General features: G+C 66.6%; 14 protein-coding genes and 1 tRNA gene. 9 read left to right on the top strand and 6 right to left on the bottom strand.

What is annotated here, in order from left to right; genetic code table 11:
• The first annotated feature begins 7 nt into the window (after positions 1-7).
• From fdx to ACSQ89_RS17845, 7 genes are all read left to right on the top strand, one after another.
• Positions 8-346: an ISC system 2Fe-2S type ferredoxin gene (gene fdx, locus ACSQ89_RS17875; RefSeq protein ID WP_093108170.1), complete on the top strand. Its 339-nt coding sequence runs from the start codon at positions 8-10 to the stop codon at positions 344-346.
• Complete coding sequence (dnaQ, locus tag ACSQ89_RS17870) at positions 346-1065, top strand: DNA polymerase III subunit epsilon (protein WP_436292710.1); 720 nt, start codon at positions 346-348, stop codon at positions 1063-1065. Before fdx ends, dnaQ begins: the two co-directional genes overlap by 1 nt.
• Positions 1066-1151: 86 nt before the next feature.
• Positions 1152-1226 (top strand) — tRNA-Val (locus ACSQ89_RS17865).
• A 120-nt stretch (positions 1227-1346) separates the two neighbouring features.
• On the top strand, positions 1347-1493 hold the full coding sequence (locus tag ACSQ89_RS17860) for a stereocilin (RefSeq protein ID WP_093108166.1): 147 nt from the start codon (positions 1347-1349) through the stop codon (positions 1491-1493).
• A 33-nt stretch (positions 1494-1526) separates the two neighbouring features.
• Positions 1527-2624 carry an NAD(P)/FAD-dependent oxidoreductase gene (locus ACSQ89_RS17855; RefSeq protein WP_436292711.1) on the top strand — a complete coding sequence of 366 codons (1098 nt, stop codon included), beginning with the start codon at positions 1527-1529 and terminating at the stop codon, positions 2622-2624.
• A 93-nt stretch (positions 2625-2717) separates the two neighbouring features.
• Positions 2718-3026: a glycine zipper domain-containing protein gene (locus ACSQ89_RS17850; protein ID WP_126837873.1), complete on the top strand. Its 309-nt coding sequence runs from the start codon at positions 2718-2720 to the stop codon at positions 3024-3026.
• A 42-nt stretch (positions 3027-3068) separates the two neighbouring features.
• Positions 3069-3758, top strand: coding sequence for a phage holin family protein (locus ACSQ89_RS17845; protein ID WP_436296308.1), 690 nt, complete (start codon positions 3069-3071; stop codon positions 3756-3758).
• A 13-nt stretch (positions 3759-3771) separates the two neighbouring features.
• Here the strand turns inward: ACSQ89_RS17845 and ACSQ89_RS17840 are convergent, their stop codons facing one another.
• A complete protein-coding gene (locus tag ACSQ89_RS17840) occupies positions 3772-4839 on the bottom strand; it encodes a quinone-dependent dihydroorotate dehydrogenase (protein ID WP_436296307.1) in 1068 nt (355 codons plus the stop codon).
• A 40-nt stretch (positions 4840-4879) separates the two neighbouring features.
• Here ACSQ89_RS17840 and rpiA point away from each other — a divergent pair, with 40 nt between their 5' ends.
• Positions 4880-5581: a ribose-5-phosphate isomerase RpiA gene (gene rpiA, locus ACSQ89_RS17835; RefSeq protein ID WP_093108156.1), complete on the top strand. Its 702-nt coding sequence runs from the start codon at positions 4880-4882 to the stop codon at positions 5579-5581.
• A gap of 98 nt (positions 5582-5679) precedes the next feature.
• Here the strand turns inward: rpiA and ACSQ89_RS17830 are convergent, their stop codons facing one another.
• From ACSQ89_RS17830 to ACSQ89_RS17810, 5 genes are all read right to left on the bottom strand, one after another.
• A complete protein-coding gene (locus tag ACSQ89_RS17830) occupies positions 5680-6303 on the bottom strand; it encodes a DUF4124 domain-containing protein (protein WP_093108154.1) in 624 nt (207 codons plus the stop codon).
• 60 nt (positions 6304-6363) lie between these two features.
• The gene (locus tag ACSQ89_RS17825; protein ID WP_436292715.1) at positions 6364-8412 is read right to left on the bottom strand and encodes a M3 family metallopeptidase; all 2049 of its coding nucleotides are present in this window, start codon (positions 8410-8412) and stop codon (positions 6364-6366) included.
• 34 nt (positions 8413-8446) lie between these two features.
• The gene (gene folD, locus ACSQ89_RS17820) at positions 8447-9304 is read right to left on the bottom strand and encodes a bifunctional methylenetetrahydrofolate dehydrogenase/methenyltetrahydrofolate cyclohydrolase FolD (protein ID WP_436292716.1); all 858 of its coding nucleotides are present in this window, start codon (positions 9302-9304) and stop codon (positions 8447-8449) included.
• Between the two features lie 77 nt (positions 9305-9381).
• The gene (locus ACSQ89_RS17815) at positions 9382-10014 is read right to left on the bottom strand and encodes a response regulator transcription factor (protein WP_093108148.1); all 633 of its coding nucleotides are present in this window, start codon (positions 10012-10014) and stop codon (positions 9382-9384) included.
• Entirely contained in the window at positions 10011-12554 is a 2544-nt protein-coding gene (locus tag ACSQ89_RS17810) for a PAS domain S-box protein (protein ID WP_436292717.1), read from the bottom strand. Before ACSQ89_RS17810 ends, ACSQ89_RS17815 begins: the two co-directional genes overlap by 4 nt.
• A 217-nt stretch (positions 12555-12771) precedes the next feature.
• Here ACSQ89_RS17810 and aceE point away from each other — a divergent pair, with 217 nt between their 5' ends.
• Entirely contained in the window at positions 12772-15498 is a 2727-nt protein-coding gene (gene aceE / locus ACSQ89_RS17805) for a pyruvate dehydrogenase (acetyl-transferring), homodimeric type (RefSeq protein ID WP_436292718.1), read from the top strand.
• The last annotated feature ends 17 nt before the right edge of the window (positions 15499-15515 follow it).

The following is a 15515-nucleotide window of genomic DNA, read 5'->3' as shown; positions in this document are numbered from 1 at the left end:
ACCCTCAATGCCCACGATCAAGATCCTTCCTCATTCCGAGTATTGCCCGCAGGGCGCCGAGATCAGCGCGCCGGCCGGCACCTCGATCTGCGAGGCGCTGCTCGAGAACCACATCCATATCGAACACGCCTGCGAGATGAGCTGCGCCTGCACCACCTGCCACGTCGTGGTGCGCAAGGGGCTCGAATCGTTGAACGAGGCGGAAGAGGGCGAGGAAGACCTGCTCGACCGCGCCTGGGGACTCGAGCCGCAGTCACGGCTGAGCTGTCAAGCGATACTGGGGCAGACCGATCTGACGGTCGAGATTCCGAAATATTCGATCAACCACGCCAAGGAAAACCACTGATGACGCGCCAGATCGTCCTGGACACCGAAACCACAGGACTTTCGGCAGAGAACGGCGACCGCGTCATCGAGCTCGGCTGCGTCGAGCTGTTCAATCGCAAGCTCACCGGCAACGACCTGCACATCTATTTCAATCCGGAGCGCGAGAGCCACGAAGACGCGCTCAAGGTCCACGGACTGACGACCGATTTCCTGCGCGACAAGCCGAAGTTCGTCACGCTCGCGAACGACATCGTCGAGTACTTGCGCGATGCCGAGCTGATCATCCACAACGCGGCCTTCGACGTCGGCTTCCTCAACAAGGAATTCGAGCTTGCCGGCCTGCCGCCGCTGCGCAGTTTCGTCGGCGAAGTCACCGATACGCTGGCGATGGCGAAGGCGGTCTACCCCGGCAAGCGCAATTCGCTGGACGCGCTGTGCGACCGCTTCGGCGTCGACCGCTCGAACCGCACCTTCCACGGCGCCAAGCTGGATGCGCAGTTGCTGGCCGACGTCTACATCAACCTGACGCGCGGCCAGGATGCGCTCCTGATCGACGTCGCATCGAACGAGCCGACCACGGGCACAGTGGTGATGATCGATCTGCGCAGCATCGAACTGCCCGTGCTGGTGGCGACCGAGCACGAACTCGCCGCCCACGAAGAACTGCTGCTGCAGCTCGACAAATCCAGCAAAGGCCAAACGCTTTTCCGGCAAATCGACGGAAACGCTGTGGCATAATTGCGGGCTTCGCGCCACACGGCACGAAAATCCATCTGGCGCACCGAGCGTCGGACATCATTTGATTCGACGCCGATGGCGTCGAGGGGCGGTTAGCTCAGGGGTAGAGCACAGCATTCACACTGCTGGGGTCGGAGGTTCGAAGCCTCCACCGCCCACCAATTTCCTTTTTCCTTATCCTGCTGTTTGTTGTGTCGGCTGGTGCCGACGCCAACTGCGGCAGTGCGCTGCTTGTCGCGCGCCGCAAAGCGCGTAGAACGCTAGGGAAAGGAGAAGCGACCATGGCCACGAGTCCCGATCTTCCAACGCCCATCACCTCCGATCCGCCTGACGTGCCGGAGCTTCCGGTCGAGCCGGACGAAGGTCCCGCCACCCCGCCGGGCGGTCCTTCGGATCCCGAAAACCCGTTCCCCGCCCAGCCGGAGTGAACCTGGCGGGCGCGGGCCCGCTAAGCTCGCCGGATGGATGAATTCGATTGCGCTGTCATCGGCGCCGGTGTCGTGGGCCTGGCCGTTGCCCGAGCGCTTGCGCTCAAAGGCCGCGAGGTGGTCGTGCTCGAGGCCGAAGGCGCCATCGGCACCGGCACCAGCTCCCGCAACAGCGAGGTGATCCACGCGGGCATCTACTACCCCGAGGGTTCGCTCAAGGCGCGTCTGTGCGTCGAAGGCAAGCAGTTGCTCTACGGCTACGCGGCCGAGCGCGGCCTGCCGCACCGGCGCTGCGGCAAGCTGATCGTGGCCACGGCGCCGACGCAGGTCGCGCAATTGGACGCGATCGCCGCCAAGGCGCGGGCCAATGACGTCGACGATCTCGTGCTGCTCACGCGGGAGCAGGCGCGCGCGATGGAGCCGCAGCTCGAATGCCTGGCCGCTCTGCATTCGCCGAGCACCGGCATCGTCGACAGCCATGCGCTGATGCTGAGCCTGCAGGGCGATCTCGAGCATGCGGGCGGCGTCCTCGCCCTCAAGTCAGCGGTCGTGCGCGCAGAGTGCGCGCACGGCGTCGTCGTCTTGATGGCCCAGGACGGCACCGCCCTGCGTTGCAACAGCGTCGTGAACGCGGCCGGTCTCGCCGCGCCCGCACTCGCACGGCGCTTCGACGGTTTGCCTGCGAGCGCAGTGCCGTCGGCCCATTTCGCCAAGGGCAGCTACTTCACGCTGGCGGGCCGCGCGCCTTTCAGTCGTTTGATCTACCCGGTGCCCGAAGCGGCAGGCCTGGGCGTGCACTTGACGCTCGATCTGGGCGGCCAGGCCAAGTTCGGCCCCGACGTTCAGTGGGTCGATTCACCCGACGACCTGGTGGTCGATCCGAAGCGCGGCGACGGCTTCTATGCCGAGGTGCGCAAGTACTGGCCGGCGTTGCCGGACGGCGCGCTCATCCCCGGGTACGCCGGCATCCGGCCGAAGGTGTCCGGCCCGGGCGAGGCGGCGCGCGATTTTCTGATCGAGGGCCCGGCCACGCACGGCGTTCCGGGGCTGGTCAATCTGTTCGGCATCGAGTCGCCGGGGCTCACCAGCAGCCTCGCGATCGGCCGGCATGTGGCCGCATTGCTGCCGTAGACCCGCGCGGCCATGTACCATGGAACGCCACGCCGCTTGCCGGCGTGAAGCCGCCGGCGCGGTGCCGGTGCAATCCACTGAGGGAAGATTTCAATGACTGCATCCTCAAATCTCGAAGCGGCTGCCAACGCCGTGGCCGAAGACATCGCCAGCGACGTTCGCGGTGTGCTCGCCAGCAAGGATCTCGACACCTTGCCGCACATCAAGGCCCTGCGCCAGCGCATCGACAGCAAACTGGCGATCGCACGCGAGCTCGCGGCCGAGAAGAGCAAGCTCGCCGCCAAGAAGGCGCGTGAAGCGGCCAACACCGCCAATGCCTACGCCCATGACGAGCCGTGGCAAATCGCCGGTGCCGCCTTGGCGGTGGGTGTGCTGGTGGGTTTGCTGCTTGGTCGCCGCTGAGCCTCGCCGATTCGGCCGGCGCGAGGTCCTCGGGGGCCTCGCATGAGGCTGTTGTCCCTGTTCGGGCTGGACTCGCGCCTTCGCCGGCTGCGCATCGCAGCCAGCGAAGGCGCCCTGGCAGCCGAAGACCGTGTCCAGCTGCTGCAGCTGGCATGGGAAGAAGAAAAGCAGCGCCTGCAGCTGATGCTGGTCCTGGTGATCGCGGTGATCGGGCTCACGACGGTCGCCGTCGCCTTGCTGTCGGTGGCGGTGGTCGTGCATTTCTGGGAGACGCCGAACCGCGTTGCGGCCGCCTGGGCAGTGGCGGCGATATGGATCGCGCTCTGGCTGGTTGCGGCCGTGGCGTTGATGAGCACCTTGCGCAAGACCTCGGAAGCCTTCGGCCCCGCACGCCACGAGTTCGAGCGCGATTGGGAATGGGTTCAAGACCGCTTCGGTCTCGGCGACGAGGCCGAAGCGCCACCGCGTGAACCCAGGCCCCAGAGCCGCGAAGAACTGCTCGAGCGCATCGCGCGCCAGCGCGAGCGCATCGCGACGCTGCAGGGCGCGTCGTCGAAGAAGGCCGACGTGCCGCCTGACGACGAGTCCCCCGGCGCCGCAGCGCTGCGGATCGCGCGCGAGCATCCGGTGGCGACCGGCGTCGTGACCGCGGCGGCCGTGGCGGTGCTCGGTCCGCGCCGCCTGCTGCGCTGGGCGGCCATCGTCGTGCCGGTGCTGTGGCGGATGCGCTGATCCGGGAAGACGCTCAGGCGCTGCGCTTGCGCAGTGCCTGAGCTGCCTGGCGCACCAGCGCCGGGCCCCGGTAGATCAGCCCGGTGTAGATCTGCACGAGATCGGCGCCGGCGGCGATCTTGGCCTCGGCATCGGCGGCGCTCAGGATGCCGCCGACGCCGATGATCGGAAAATCACTGCCCAGTGCCGATCGCAGCTGGCGGATCACGCGATTGCTCGCTTCCCTGACCGGCGCACCCGAGAGGCCGCCGGCTTCGTTCGCATGCGGCAGGCCCGCCACCGCGTCACGCGCCAGCGTGGTGTTGGTGGCGACCACGCCGTCCATGCCGTGGCGGCGCAGCGTGGCCGCGATCACCCGAACCTGGGCCTCGTCGAGATCCGGTGCGATCTTCACGAACAGCGGAACCCGCTTGCCATGCCGTGCGGCGAGCGCAGCGCGCTTGTCCGCCACCGCCCCGAGCAGCGCATCGAGCGCCTCGTCGCTCTGGAGCGAACGCAGATTGGCGGTGTTGGGGCTGGAGATGTTGATCGTCACGTAGTCGGCATGCGGGTAGACGCCGTCGAGGCAGACAAGGTAGTCGTCGACTGCACGCTCGATCGGCGTCGCGGCGTTCTTGCCGATGTTGAGCCCCAGCAGCATCGGCCGCTTGGAGCCGTTGCGGCGAAAGCGCGCGCGCTGCACGTTGGCCAGGAAGGCCTCGAGCCCTTCGTTGTTGAAGCCGAGCCGGTTGATCAGCGCGTCACGCTGCGGCAGGCGGAACAAGCGCGGCTTCGGATTGCCCGGCTGCGCCTTCGGCGTGACCGTGCCGACTTCGACGAAGCCGAAGCCCATGGCGGCAAAGGCATCGATGCAGCGGGCGTTCTTGTCGAGTCCGGCAGCGAGCCCGACCCGGTTCGGGAACGAGAGGCCGGCCAGCGTGCGCCGGTCCTCGATGCGGGGCGCCGCATAGACGCAGGCCAGCGGCGTGTTCTGCGTGCGCGCCAGCGCGTCGAGCGTCAGCTCATGGGCGTGCTCGGGATCGAAGCCGAAGAGGAAAGGTCGGGCAAGACCGTAAAGAGAGGAGGGGAGCAGCAGGGACATCGGATAATTCTGGACTTCGTAGCCCCAAGGATTCTCTCCGATGACTTCCCCCGCTCCCGCATCGGCCCTGACCCAGGACGAACTCAAGGCGCAGGTCGGCCGCGCCGCGCTCGCCCACGTGGTGAAGGGAGAGATCGTCGGCGTCGGCACCGGCTCGACGGTGAACAAGTTCATCGACGCGCTGGCGACGATCAAGGGCGACATCCGCGGCGCGGTGTCCAGCTCGGTGGCGTCGACCGAACGCCTGCATGCGCTGGGCATCCCGGTGTTCGACAGCAACGAGGTCGAGGAACTGGCTGTGTACATCGACGGCGCCGACGAGATCGACGGCCGCGGCTACATGATCAAGGGCGGTGGCGCCGCGCTCACGCGCGAAAAGATCGTCGCCGCCCAGTCCAGGCGCTTCGTCTGCATTGCAGATTCTTCCAAGCGCGTGAACACCCTCGGCGCATTCCCGCTGCCGGTCGAGGTGATCCCGATGGCGGCGCAGCGCGTGATACGGCAGTTCGCGCGGCTCGGCGGCATGGCCCAGGTGCGCGAGAAGGACGGCGTGGCGCTGGTCACCGACAACGGCCAGCACATCATCGACGTGACGGGCCTCCGGATCACCGACCCCCTGGGCTTCGAGAGCGAAGTGAATCAATGGCCCGGCGTGGTCACCGTGGGGGTTTTCGCCCACCAACGGGCCAACGTGTGTCTGCTGGGCACGCCGTCCGGCGTGCAGACGCTTCGCTTCGACTGAGCGAGGGTCAGGCCGGCGCCGGGCCGCCCCAAGGCGGCCTGCGGCCCCCTCGGGGGGGCAACGAGTACGCGAAGCGACGGAGCGTGGGGGCTATTGATTCAGAACTTGATGCCGGCCGGATTGCTCGGTGTCGGGCCGGTCGCAGCAGGCGGCGGCGGGGTAGATGGCGCAGGCGCAGCACGCTGGGGCTGCGCCGCAGGCGCTGGCTGGGCAGCCACAAGGGGCTGCGCCGGCGGATTGCGGTAGCTCGCCGGCAACTGGGCGCTCTTGGGATAGCCGGCCGCGTCGAGATACTGCGACCACTCGGCATCCGAAAAACCCTTGAGCTGCTGCGTGCCGATGGACAGCAGCGGCAGCGAGGCCTGGCCGCTCAAGCGCTGCAGCGCCTCCACGTCCTCGTTGCTCTTGATGGTCCGTTCGTCGAAGGGGATTCCGCGTGTCACCAGCAGCGAGCGGCCCGCGCCGCAGGGCCCGCACTCGTCGCTGGTGTAGAGCGTGACCGGGTATCGCTGCGCAACCTGCCGCAGCTCGTAGGGCAGGCCGGCGCTGGCACCCGCCGCGCTGCCGCCGCGCGGCGTCGCGGGTTGCGCATTGGCGGCAGGCGGCTGGTCCGAGAAGGTGACCTTGCCGTTCTTGTCGACATGGCGGTAGACCGGCTGCGCCAGGGCGGCGCCGGCGGCGAGCAGCAGGGCGAGGCCTGAGAGATGTGCGTTGAGCTTCATCGATGACTTTCGTGATCCGATGGAGCGGAGTATCTCAGGCCGCGCGGGCGCCGCGCCATCTCAGGCCGGCTGCGCCTCGGTCATTCCCTGGTGTCGCAGCAGCGCATCGAGCTGCGGCTCGCGGCCCCGGAAGGCCTTGAAGGACTCCATCGCGCTGCGGCTGCCGCCGGCCTCGAGGATGGCCTGGCGGTATTTGCGGCCGGTCTCGATGCTCGGCTCTCCATTGGCGCCGGCGGTTTCCTCGAAGGCCGCGTAGGCGTCGGCGCTCAGCACCTCGGCCCACTTGTAGCTGTAGTAGCCGGCCGCGTAGCCGCCCGAGAAGATGTGGCTGAAGGTGTTGGGCGTGCGGCTGAAGGGTGGCGAAGGCATCACCGCGACCTCGTCGCGCACCTTGCCGAGCAGCGCCATCACGTCGCCCGGCTGGGCGCCGGCGGCGTCGTATTCAGTGTGCAGCAGCATGTCGAACAGCGAGAACTCGATCTGGCGCAGCGTCTGCAGGCCGCTCTGGAAGTTCTTGGCCGCGGTCATCTTGTCGAACAGCGCGCGCGGCAGCGGTTCGCCGGTGTCGACGTGCGAGGTCATGTGCGCCAGAACATCCCACTCCCAGCAGAAGTTCTCCATGAACTGGCTCGGCAGCTCGACGGCGTCCCACTCGACCCCGCTGATGCCCGAGACGTCGCGCTCGTTGACCTGCGTGAGCATGTGGTGCAGCCCGTGGCCGAACTCGTGGAACAGCGTCGTCACGTCGTCGTGCGTAAGCAGCGGCGGCTTGCCGTCGACGCCCTCGGCGAAGTTGCAGACCAGTTGCGCGACCGGCGTCTGCAGCGCGCCGGTGTCGGGCCTGAGCCAGCGGGCGCGCACATCATCCATCCAGGCGCCGCCGCGCTTGGCGGCACGGGCCGCCGGATCGAGATAGAACTGGCCGACCTTCTGCCCCGCGCGTTCGATGCGGTAGACCTGGACGCTCGGATGCCACACGGGCGCACTGTCGCGATGGATCGACACCTCGAATAGCGTCTCGACGATCTTGAACAGGCCGGCCATGACCTTCGGCGCGGTGAAGTACTGCTTGACCTCCTGCTCGCTGAAGGCGTAGCGCGCTTCCTTGAGCTTCTCGCCGATGTAGCTCCAGTCCCAGGGTTGCGGGTCGACGATGCCGAGTTGCTGCGCCGCGAACACGCGCAGGTCGGCCAGGTCGCGCTCGCCGTAGGGTTTGGCCTTGGCCGCGAGATCGCGCAGGAACTTGATGACCTGTCCGGCCGATTCCGCCATCTTGGGCACGATGGAAAGCTCGCCGAAGTTGGGATAGCCCAGGAGCTTCGCTTCCTCCTGGCGCAGCGCGAGGATCTCGCGGATCAGTTCGGTGTTGTCGAAGGCGGGGTCGCCGAATTCGCTGGCGCGCGTGACGTAGGCGCGATAGAGCTTCTCGCGCAGGGCGCTGCTCCTGGCGAACTGCATGACCGGCAGGTAGGAGGGCATCTTCAGCGTGAGCTTGTAGCCTTCCTTGCCCTCGGCTTCGGCCGCCGCGCGCGCCGCGCTGACCACGTCTTCCGGCAGGCCCTCGAGTTCGCCGAGTTGGGTGTAGTACGCGAACGCATCGGTCGCGTCGAGCGCGTTCTCGCTGAACTTCTGGCTCAGCTCGGCCTGGCGTTCCTGGATTTCCGCAAAGCGCTTCTTCGCCTCGCCCTGCAATTCGGCGCCGCCGAGCACGAAGTTGCGCACGGCGTAGAGGTGCGCCTGGCGCTGCTCGGGATTCAGGGTCGCCGGATCGATCGCCTTGTATTTGGCATAGAGCCGCTCGTCGGAGCCGAGGCGGGTCCAGAAGGCGGTGACGCGGGGCATCGCTTCGTTGTAGGCGGCGCGCAGCTCCGGCGTGTCGGCGACCGCGTTGAGATGGCCCACGGCGCCCCAGGCGCGGCTGAAACGCTCCGAGGCGACGTCGAGCACCTTGGCGATCGCGGTCCAGTCGGCCGGGAATTCGGGCGTGGTCGCTGCCTGCAATGCGGCCTCGGCGTCGGCGAGCAGCACATCGACGGCGGGCGCGACATGCTCGGGCCTGATCCGGTCGAACAGCGGGAGGTCGTTGAAGTCGAGGAGCGGATTGGTCATGGTCTTGTTCAGATGGCGGGCAGGGGGCTCGAGTTCAAGTGGCCTCGGCGGCGCGTTCGGCCGCCTCGATCGTGTTGACGAGCAGCATCGTGATGGTCATCGGGCCGACGCCGCCGGGCACCGGCGTGATCCAGCCGGCCACCTCGCGCACGCCGGCGAAATCCACGTCGCCGCAGAGCTTGCCTTCGTCGTTGCGGTTCATCCCGACATCGATCACCACGGCGCCGGGCTTGACCATGTTGGCCGTGAGCACATTGCGCTTGCCGACGGCCGCGACCACCACGTCGGCTTGGCGCGTGATGGCGCCGAGGTCCTGCGTCGCGCTGTGGCAGATGGTGACGGTCGCGTTCTTCGCGAGCAGCATCAGCGCCATGGGCTTGCCGACGATGTTGCTGCGGCCGATGACGACGGCGTGCTTGCCGCGCAGTTCATAGCCGATGGACTCGAACATCTTCATGCAGCCGTAGGGCGTGCAAGGCCAGAAGCCGGGCATGCCCGTCATGAGCGCACCGGCGCTTGCGACGTGGAAGCCGTCGACGTCCTTGGCGGGGGCGATGGCCTCGATGACCTTCTGCGCGTCGATGTGCGCGGGCAGCGGCAGCTGCACCAGGATGCCGTGGATCGCCGGATCCTTGTTGAGCGCCTCGACCCTCGCCAGCAGCTCGGCCTCGCTCAGCTCGGCCGGGTACTTCTCGAGCACCGAATGCAATCCGTTGTCTTCGCAGGCCTTGACCTTGTTGCGCACGTAGACCTGGCTGGCGGGGTTCTCCCCGACCAGGACCACGGCCAGCCCGGGCGCGACGCCGCGGGCCTTGAGCGCCGCGGCCCGCGTCGCCACTTCGGCGCGCAGCGTTCGGGAGAGGGCGTTGCCGTCGATCAGTTGAGCTGTCATCGGTTTTGGATTTTCCAAGTAAAAACGCCCGCTTGCGCAGGCGTCGAAGATCGGTATCGCTATCGGGACGATAGCCGCTAGGCTGCCTTGCCGGGCGCCGCCTGTCCCAAGGCGATCTTGAGCAGGTCGGCCACCGTGTTGGCGTTGAGCTTTTCCATGATGTTGGCGCGGTGCGCTTCCACCGTCTTGATGCTGATGCCGAGATCGTCGGCGATCTGCTTGTTGAGCCGGCCGGCGACGATGCGCTCGAGCACCTGCGCCTCGCGGCCGGTGAGCTTGGAAAGCAGTGCGTCGCGGCTGGCCGATTGCTGGTGCTGCGCGAAGGCGCCACGCGCGTGTTCGAGCATGCGTTCGACCAGCGCTACGAGCGCATCGTCGTTGAAGGGCTTCTGGATGAAATCCATGGCGCCTTTCTTCATGCTGTCGACTGCCATCGGCACGTCGCCGTGGCCGGTGATGACGACGATCGGCAGCGGCGAGCGGCGCTCGATCAGGCGGTCTTGAAGTTCGATGCCCGACATGCCGCCCATGCGGATGTCGACGATCAGGCAGGCGACCTCGCGCGGGTCGTAGCGGGACAAGAAGGATTCGGCCGAATCGAAGCAGCGAACCCGGTAGTCCTTGCCTTCGAGCAGCCATTGCAACGAATCGCGGACTGCCTCGTCGTCATCGACGACATAGACCGTGCCCTTCTTGGGAATCAAACTCATGCAGGTACCTTCGCCTCGTTGCTTGCTACGGAATCAATAGCGTCCAACACCGGAATCCAGAAGGAGAAACGGCATCCGACGACATCCGGGCCATTGTAGATGTTCTCTGCCTTCATCCGGCCGCGGTGCGACTCGACGATGGTGCGGCAGAGGTTGAGCCCGATGCCCATGCCTTCGGGCTTGGTCGAGAAGAAGGCTTCGTAGAGCCGATCCATCACTTCCGGCGCGAGGCCCATGCCGGTGTCCTGCACCGAGAACTCGACCGCGTTCTGGCCGTCGATGACCTTGGGCAGCACGCGCAGCTCGACGCTGCGACGCGCGAGCGGCCGGTCGGCCAGGTCGATCGACTCGGCCGCGTTCTTCATCAGGTTGACCATCACCTGCTCGATCAGGATCGGATCGACCCGCACCACCGGAAGGCGCGCGGCCACGTAGTGGTTGAGGCGCACGTTGCGGCGGCGGAGCTCGATGCCGGCGAGTTCGACCGCTTCGCTCACCATGGTCGAGACCTCGGCCGGCGTGCGGTTCGGCTCGCTGCGTTTCACGAAGGAGCGGATGCGCTGGATGATCTGGCCCGCGCGCTGCGCCTGCTTGGAGGTCTTGTCGAGCGCCGCGAGCAGGGCCTCGGAATCGATCTGCTGTCCGCGGATGCGCGACATCATGCCGTTGCAGTAGTTGGTGATCGCGGTCAGCGGCTGGTTGAGCTCGTGCGCGACGCTGGACGCCATCTCGCCCATGGTGATCAGCCGGCTGGCGGCCTGCGCGCGGTCGGCCTGCGCGGCCGACAGGTCTTCGGCATCGCGCCGCGGCGTGATGTCGGTGGCGATCACCAGTTGCGCGAGCCGGCCGTCGACCCAGGTCAGGTAGCGCGAACGCACCTCGAGCCACTTGCCGAGCTCGGGCACGAAGATCTCGTTGTTGGCAGGCTGCGCGGCGGTCAGCTGGTCGATCGGCAGGCCGGCGAAAGGATCGACGTCGTCGAGTGCGTCGTCGTGCGCGTGCGAGGCCGGTACGCCGGCCTGCGCCACCATGCCCAGGTGCCCCACGGTGTCGGAGCCGAACCAGAGCCGGTACAACTTGTTGGCGAACAGCAGTTCCTCGCTGCCGAGCGGCGCCACCGACACCGAGGCGTCCAGCGCCTCGAGCACCGTGGTGAAGCGCTCGTAGGAGGCCGAGAGCTGCTCGCGGATGCGGGTGGGCTCGGTGATGTCGGTCATCGAGGTCATCCAGCCGGTCTGATGGCCGCGCGCATCGATCAGCGGCGAGACGTAGAGGCGGGCGTTGAACACGCTGCCGTTGTTGCGCTTGACGCGCACCTGGAAGCCGCCCGGGAGCGCACGGCCATGCAACTCTTCCTCGAGCCGCTCGTTCATGATCTCGCGATCGGATTCCAGCCAGTAGGGGAAGGGCGGCGTCTGGCCCACGAGCTCGCTCTCGTCCCAGCCTGTCATCTGGCAGAAGGCCGCGTTGACGTAGGTGATGCGGCCCTCGAGATCGAGCACGCGCATGCCGGTGAGCATGGAGTTCTCCATCGCGCGCCGGAAGTTGGTTTCCGCCACCAGCGCCTGCTGGGCCTGAAGCCGGCGCCGCGTGTGGCGCCAGGTGCCGATCAGCATCCAGCTCGTGAGCACGCTGAGCGCGCCCACCAGCCAGAAGAGGCCGTTGCCGACCACGCCCTGCGAGGTGCGGTAGGCCTGCGCGCGCAGCACCAGTGCGTTGCCCACCGGCGAGACCGGGACTTCGTATTCGTTGGTCTGTTCGGACCAAGGCAGGAGGCGGGTCTCGGCCTCGCGCGGGCTGGCAACCGTGTTGCCGGCGATCAGGCCGCCCTTGGCATCCAGCAGCGACACCGCGTAGCGCGCCGACACCTCGGAGGGCATGCCGTAGCGCAGCAGGCCATCGATCGAAAACTCGCCCAGCACCATGCCCGCGAACAGGCCCTGGTCGAAGAAGGGGATGTGCAGCTGAAGCATCGACGGCGGGTCGCCGCCGGCCACCGGTTGCGAGAACACAGGCTGGCGCAGCTCGCGCGCCAGCGCGTAATTGCTCTCGATGTCGCCCGGCCGCAGCACGTCGCCCACGGCATGCTGTTGTGCCGGATGGACGCTGGGCGCGGCGTAGCCCGCCTTGAAGCGGCGCCGGTCGTCGATCCAGCTGATCGCCTGAAGCTCGGGAAACTGGCTCACGAGCGACTCCGAGCGGCTCGCGAATTCGGTGGCGTCGATCTCGCGGTTGGAGGCATCGCGCGCCAGGCGCATCAGCTGCTCCTGCCGCTCCAGAAGCCGCAGGCGCACGCGTTGCTGCGCGTACTCCACATCGCGCTTGACCGACTCCTGCTCGCGCTCCACCTCTTCTGCGCGCAGATACCAGAAGGCCGCGACGATGGCTGCAAGAAAAAGCAGCACCGCCGCCAGCGGCGCCAGCATCGCGACCGCATCCTGCAGCACCGGCGTCTGCCGGCGCCACCAGCGCCGCCACCAGGACAGCGGCGACGCGTTGACAGCGCTGCGCGCGACCGCGATCGGAGAGGAAAAGGGCATCGCGCGAGTTTAGGGGAAGGGCCCGCTGCGGGCCGTGGTTGTGTGCAGTGACATGACTTCGAACGAGGCCACCTTTACCTCTGACAGCATTCATGTATTTCATAATAAGAAATCGTCACGCACTATTTGAAATTTGGATATTTCTGTGCGAAACTCCCGCGCGCTGCCGGATACGGCACTAAATTACAGCCACAACCCCCCTCAAAAGGAGACAAGCATGTCGGCAAATCCCGAGAGCCTGTACGGCTCGGCCGCGAACGACCCGGACGCACAGGAAACCCGCGAATGGATGGACGCCCTGTCGGCCGTCATCGAAAGCGAAGGCCCCGAGCGTGCGCACTTCCTTCTCGAGCAACTGCTCGAACATGCACGCCAGAACAGCATCGACAAACCGTTCTCGGCCAACACCGCCTACGTGAATACGATCGAGACCGACCAGGAAGAACGCTGCCCCGGCAATCTTGAGATCGAAGAGCGGCTGCGCGCCTACATGCGCTGGAACGCGATGGCGATGGTCGTGAAGGCCAACCGCCACCATCCCGCCGAAGGCGGCGATCTGGGGGGGCACATCGGCTCCTTCGCCTCGCTGGCCAACATGTTCGGCGCCGGCTTCAACCACTTCTGGCACGCCGAGAGCGAAAACCACGGCGGCGACTGCCTCTACATCCAGGGACACGTTTCGCCCGGCATCTATGCACGCGCCTACCTCGAAGGCCGCCTGACCGAGGAGCAACTGCTCAACTTCCGCCAGGAAGTCGACGGCAAGGGCCTGTCGAGCTATCCGCACCCGAAGCTGATGCCCGAGTTCTGGCAGTTCCCCACCGTCTCGATGGGCCTGGGCCCGCTGATGGCGATCTACCAGGCGCGCTTCCTCAAGTACCTGCATGCCCGCGGCATCGCCAACACCGAGAACCGCAAGGTCTGGGTGTTCTGCGGCGACGGTGAAATGGACGAGGTCGAATCGCTGGGCGCCATCGGCCTGGCCGCGCGCGAGAAGCTCGACAACCTGATCTTCGTCATCAACTGCAACCTGCAGCGTCTGGACGGCCCGGTGCGCGGCAACGGCAAGATCATCCAGGAACTCGAAGGCGAATTCCGCGGCTCGGGCTGGAACGTGATCAAGCTGATCTGGGGCAGCAGCTGGGATCCGCTCTTGGCACGCGACAAGGACGGTGCGCTGCGCAAGATCATGATGGAGACGAACGACGGCGACTATCAGTCGTTCAAGGCCAATGACGGCGCCTACGTGCGCAAGCACTTCTTCGGCAAGGATCCGCGCACGCTCGAGATGGTCGCCAAGATGAGCGACGACGACATCTGGAACCTGCGCCGCGGCGGCCACGATTCGCAGAAGGTGTACGCGGCCTTCGATGCGGCCGTCAAGCACACGGGCCAACCCACGGTGCTGCTGGTCAAGACCGTCAAGGGCTTCGGCATGGGCAAGATCGGCGAGGGCAAGAACACGGTCCACCAGACCAAGAAGCTCGGCGACGAGGACATCAGGGCCTTCCGCGACCGCTTCAACATCCCGATCCCCGACAGCCAGATCCCCGAGCTGCCGTTCTACAAGCCGGCCGACGACACGCCCGAGATGAAGTACCTGCACGAGCGCCGCAAGGCCCTCGGCGGCTACCTGCCGCATCGCCGCACCAAGGCCGACGAGAGCTTCACCGTGCCGGCGCTCGACACCTTCAAGGCCGTGATGGAGCCCACAGCCGAGGGCCGTGAGATCTCGACCACGCAAGCCTACGTGCGCTTCCTCACGCAACTGCTGCGCGACAAGGCGCTGGGTCCGCGCGTGGTGCCGATCCTGGTTGACGAAGCGCGCACCTTCGGCATGGAAGGGTTGTTCCGCCAGATCGGCATCTACAACCCCGATGGCCAGCAGTACACCCCGGTCGACAAGGACCAGGTCATGTACTACAAGGAAGACAAGAGCGGCCAGATCCTGCAGGAAGGCATCAACGAGGCCGGCGGCATGTCGAGCTGGATCGCCGCGGCCACTTCGTACAGCACCAACAACCGCATCATGGTGCCGTTCTACGTGTACTACTCGATGTTCGGCTTCCAGCGCATCGGCGACCTGGCCTGGGCGGCGGGCGACATGCAGGCGCGCGGCTTCCTGCTGGGCGGCACCTCGGGGCGCACCACGCTCAACGGCGAAGGCTTGCAGCACGAAGACGGCCACAGCCACATCCTCGCGAACACCATCCCGAACTGCGTGAGCTACGACCCGACCTTCGCGCACGAGGTCGGCGTGATCCTGCACCACGGCCTGAAGCGCATGGTGGAGAAGCAGGACAACGTCTACTACTACTTGACGCTCTTGAACGAGAACTACCCGATGCCCGGCCTGCAACCCGGCACCGAGGAGCAGATCATCAAGGGCATGTACCTCTGCAAGCAGGCCCCGGTGGTCAAGGCCGCGAAGGGCAAGGATGCGCCGACGGTGCAACTGCTGGGCAGCGGCACGATCCTGCGCGAGAGCATCGCCGCGCAGGAACTGCTCGAGAAGGACTGGGGCGTGAGCGCCTCCGTGTGGAGCTGCCCGAGCTTCAACGAGCTCACGCGCGACGGCCAGGAAGCCGATCGCTGGAACCTGCTGCACCCGACCGACGAGCCGCGCCTGTCCTTCGTTGCCGAGCAGCTTTCGGCGAGCACCGGTCCGGTCGTGGCGTCGACCGACTACATGAAGGCCTACGCCGAACAGATCCGCCCCTTCATTCCGAAGGGCCGCACCTACCGGGTCCTGGGCACCGACGGCTTCGGCCGCAGCGACTTCCGCAACAAGCTGCGCGAGCACTTCGAGGTCAACCGCCACTTCATCGTGGTGGCGGCGCTCAAGGCGCTGGCCGACGAGGGCACGGTGCCGGCTGCCAAGGTGGCAGAGGCGATCAAGAAGTACGGCATCAACGCTGAAAAGATCAACCCGCTCTACGCGTAAACAACAACCAACAATCA

The organism is Variovorax sp. LjRoot175, from assembly GCF_964253805.1.
Taxonomy (GTDB): domain Bacteria; phylum Pseudomonadota; class Gammaproteobacteria; order Burkholderiales; family Burkholderiaceae_C; genus Variovorax.
This window is presented reverse-complemented; position numbering and strand designations above follow the sequence as displayed.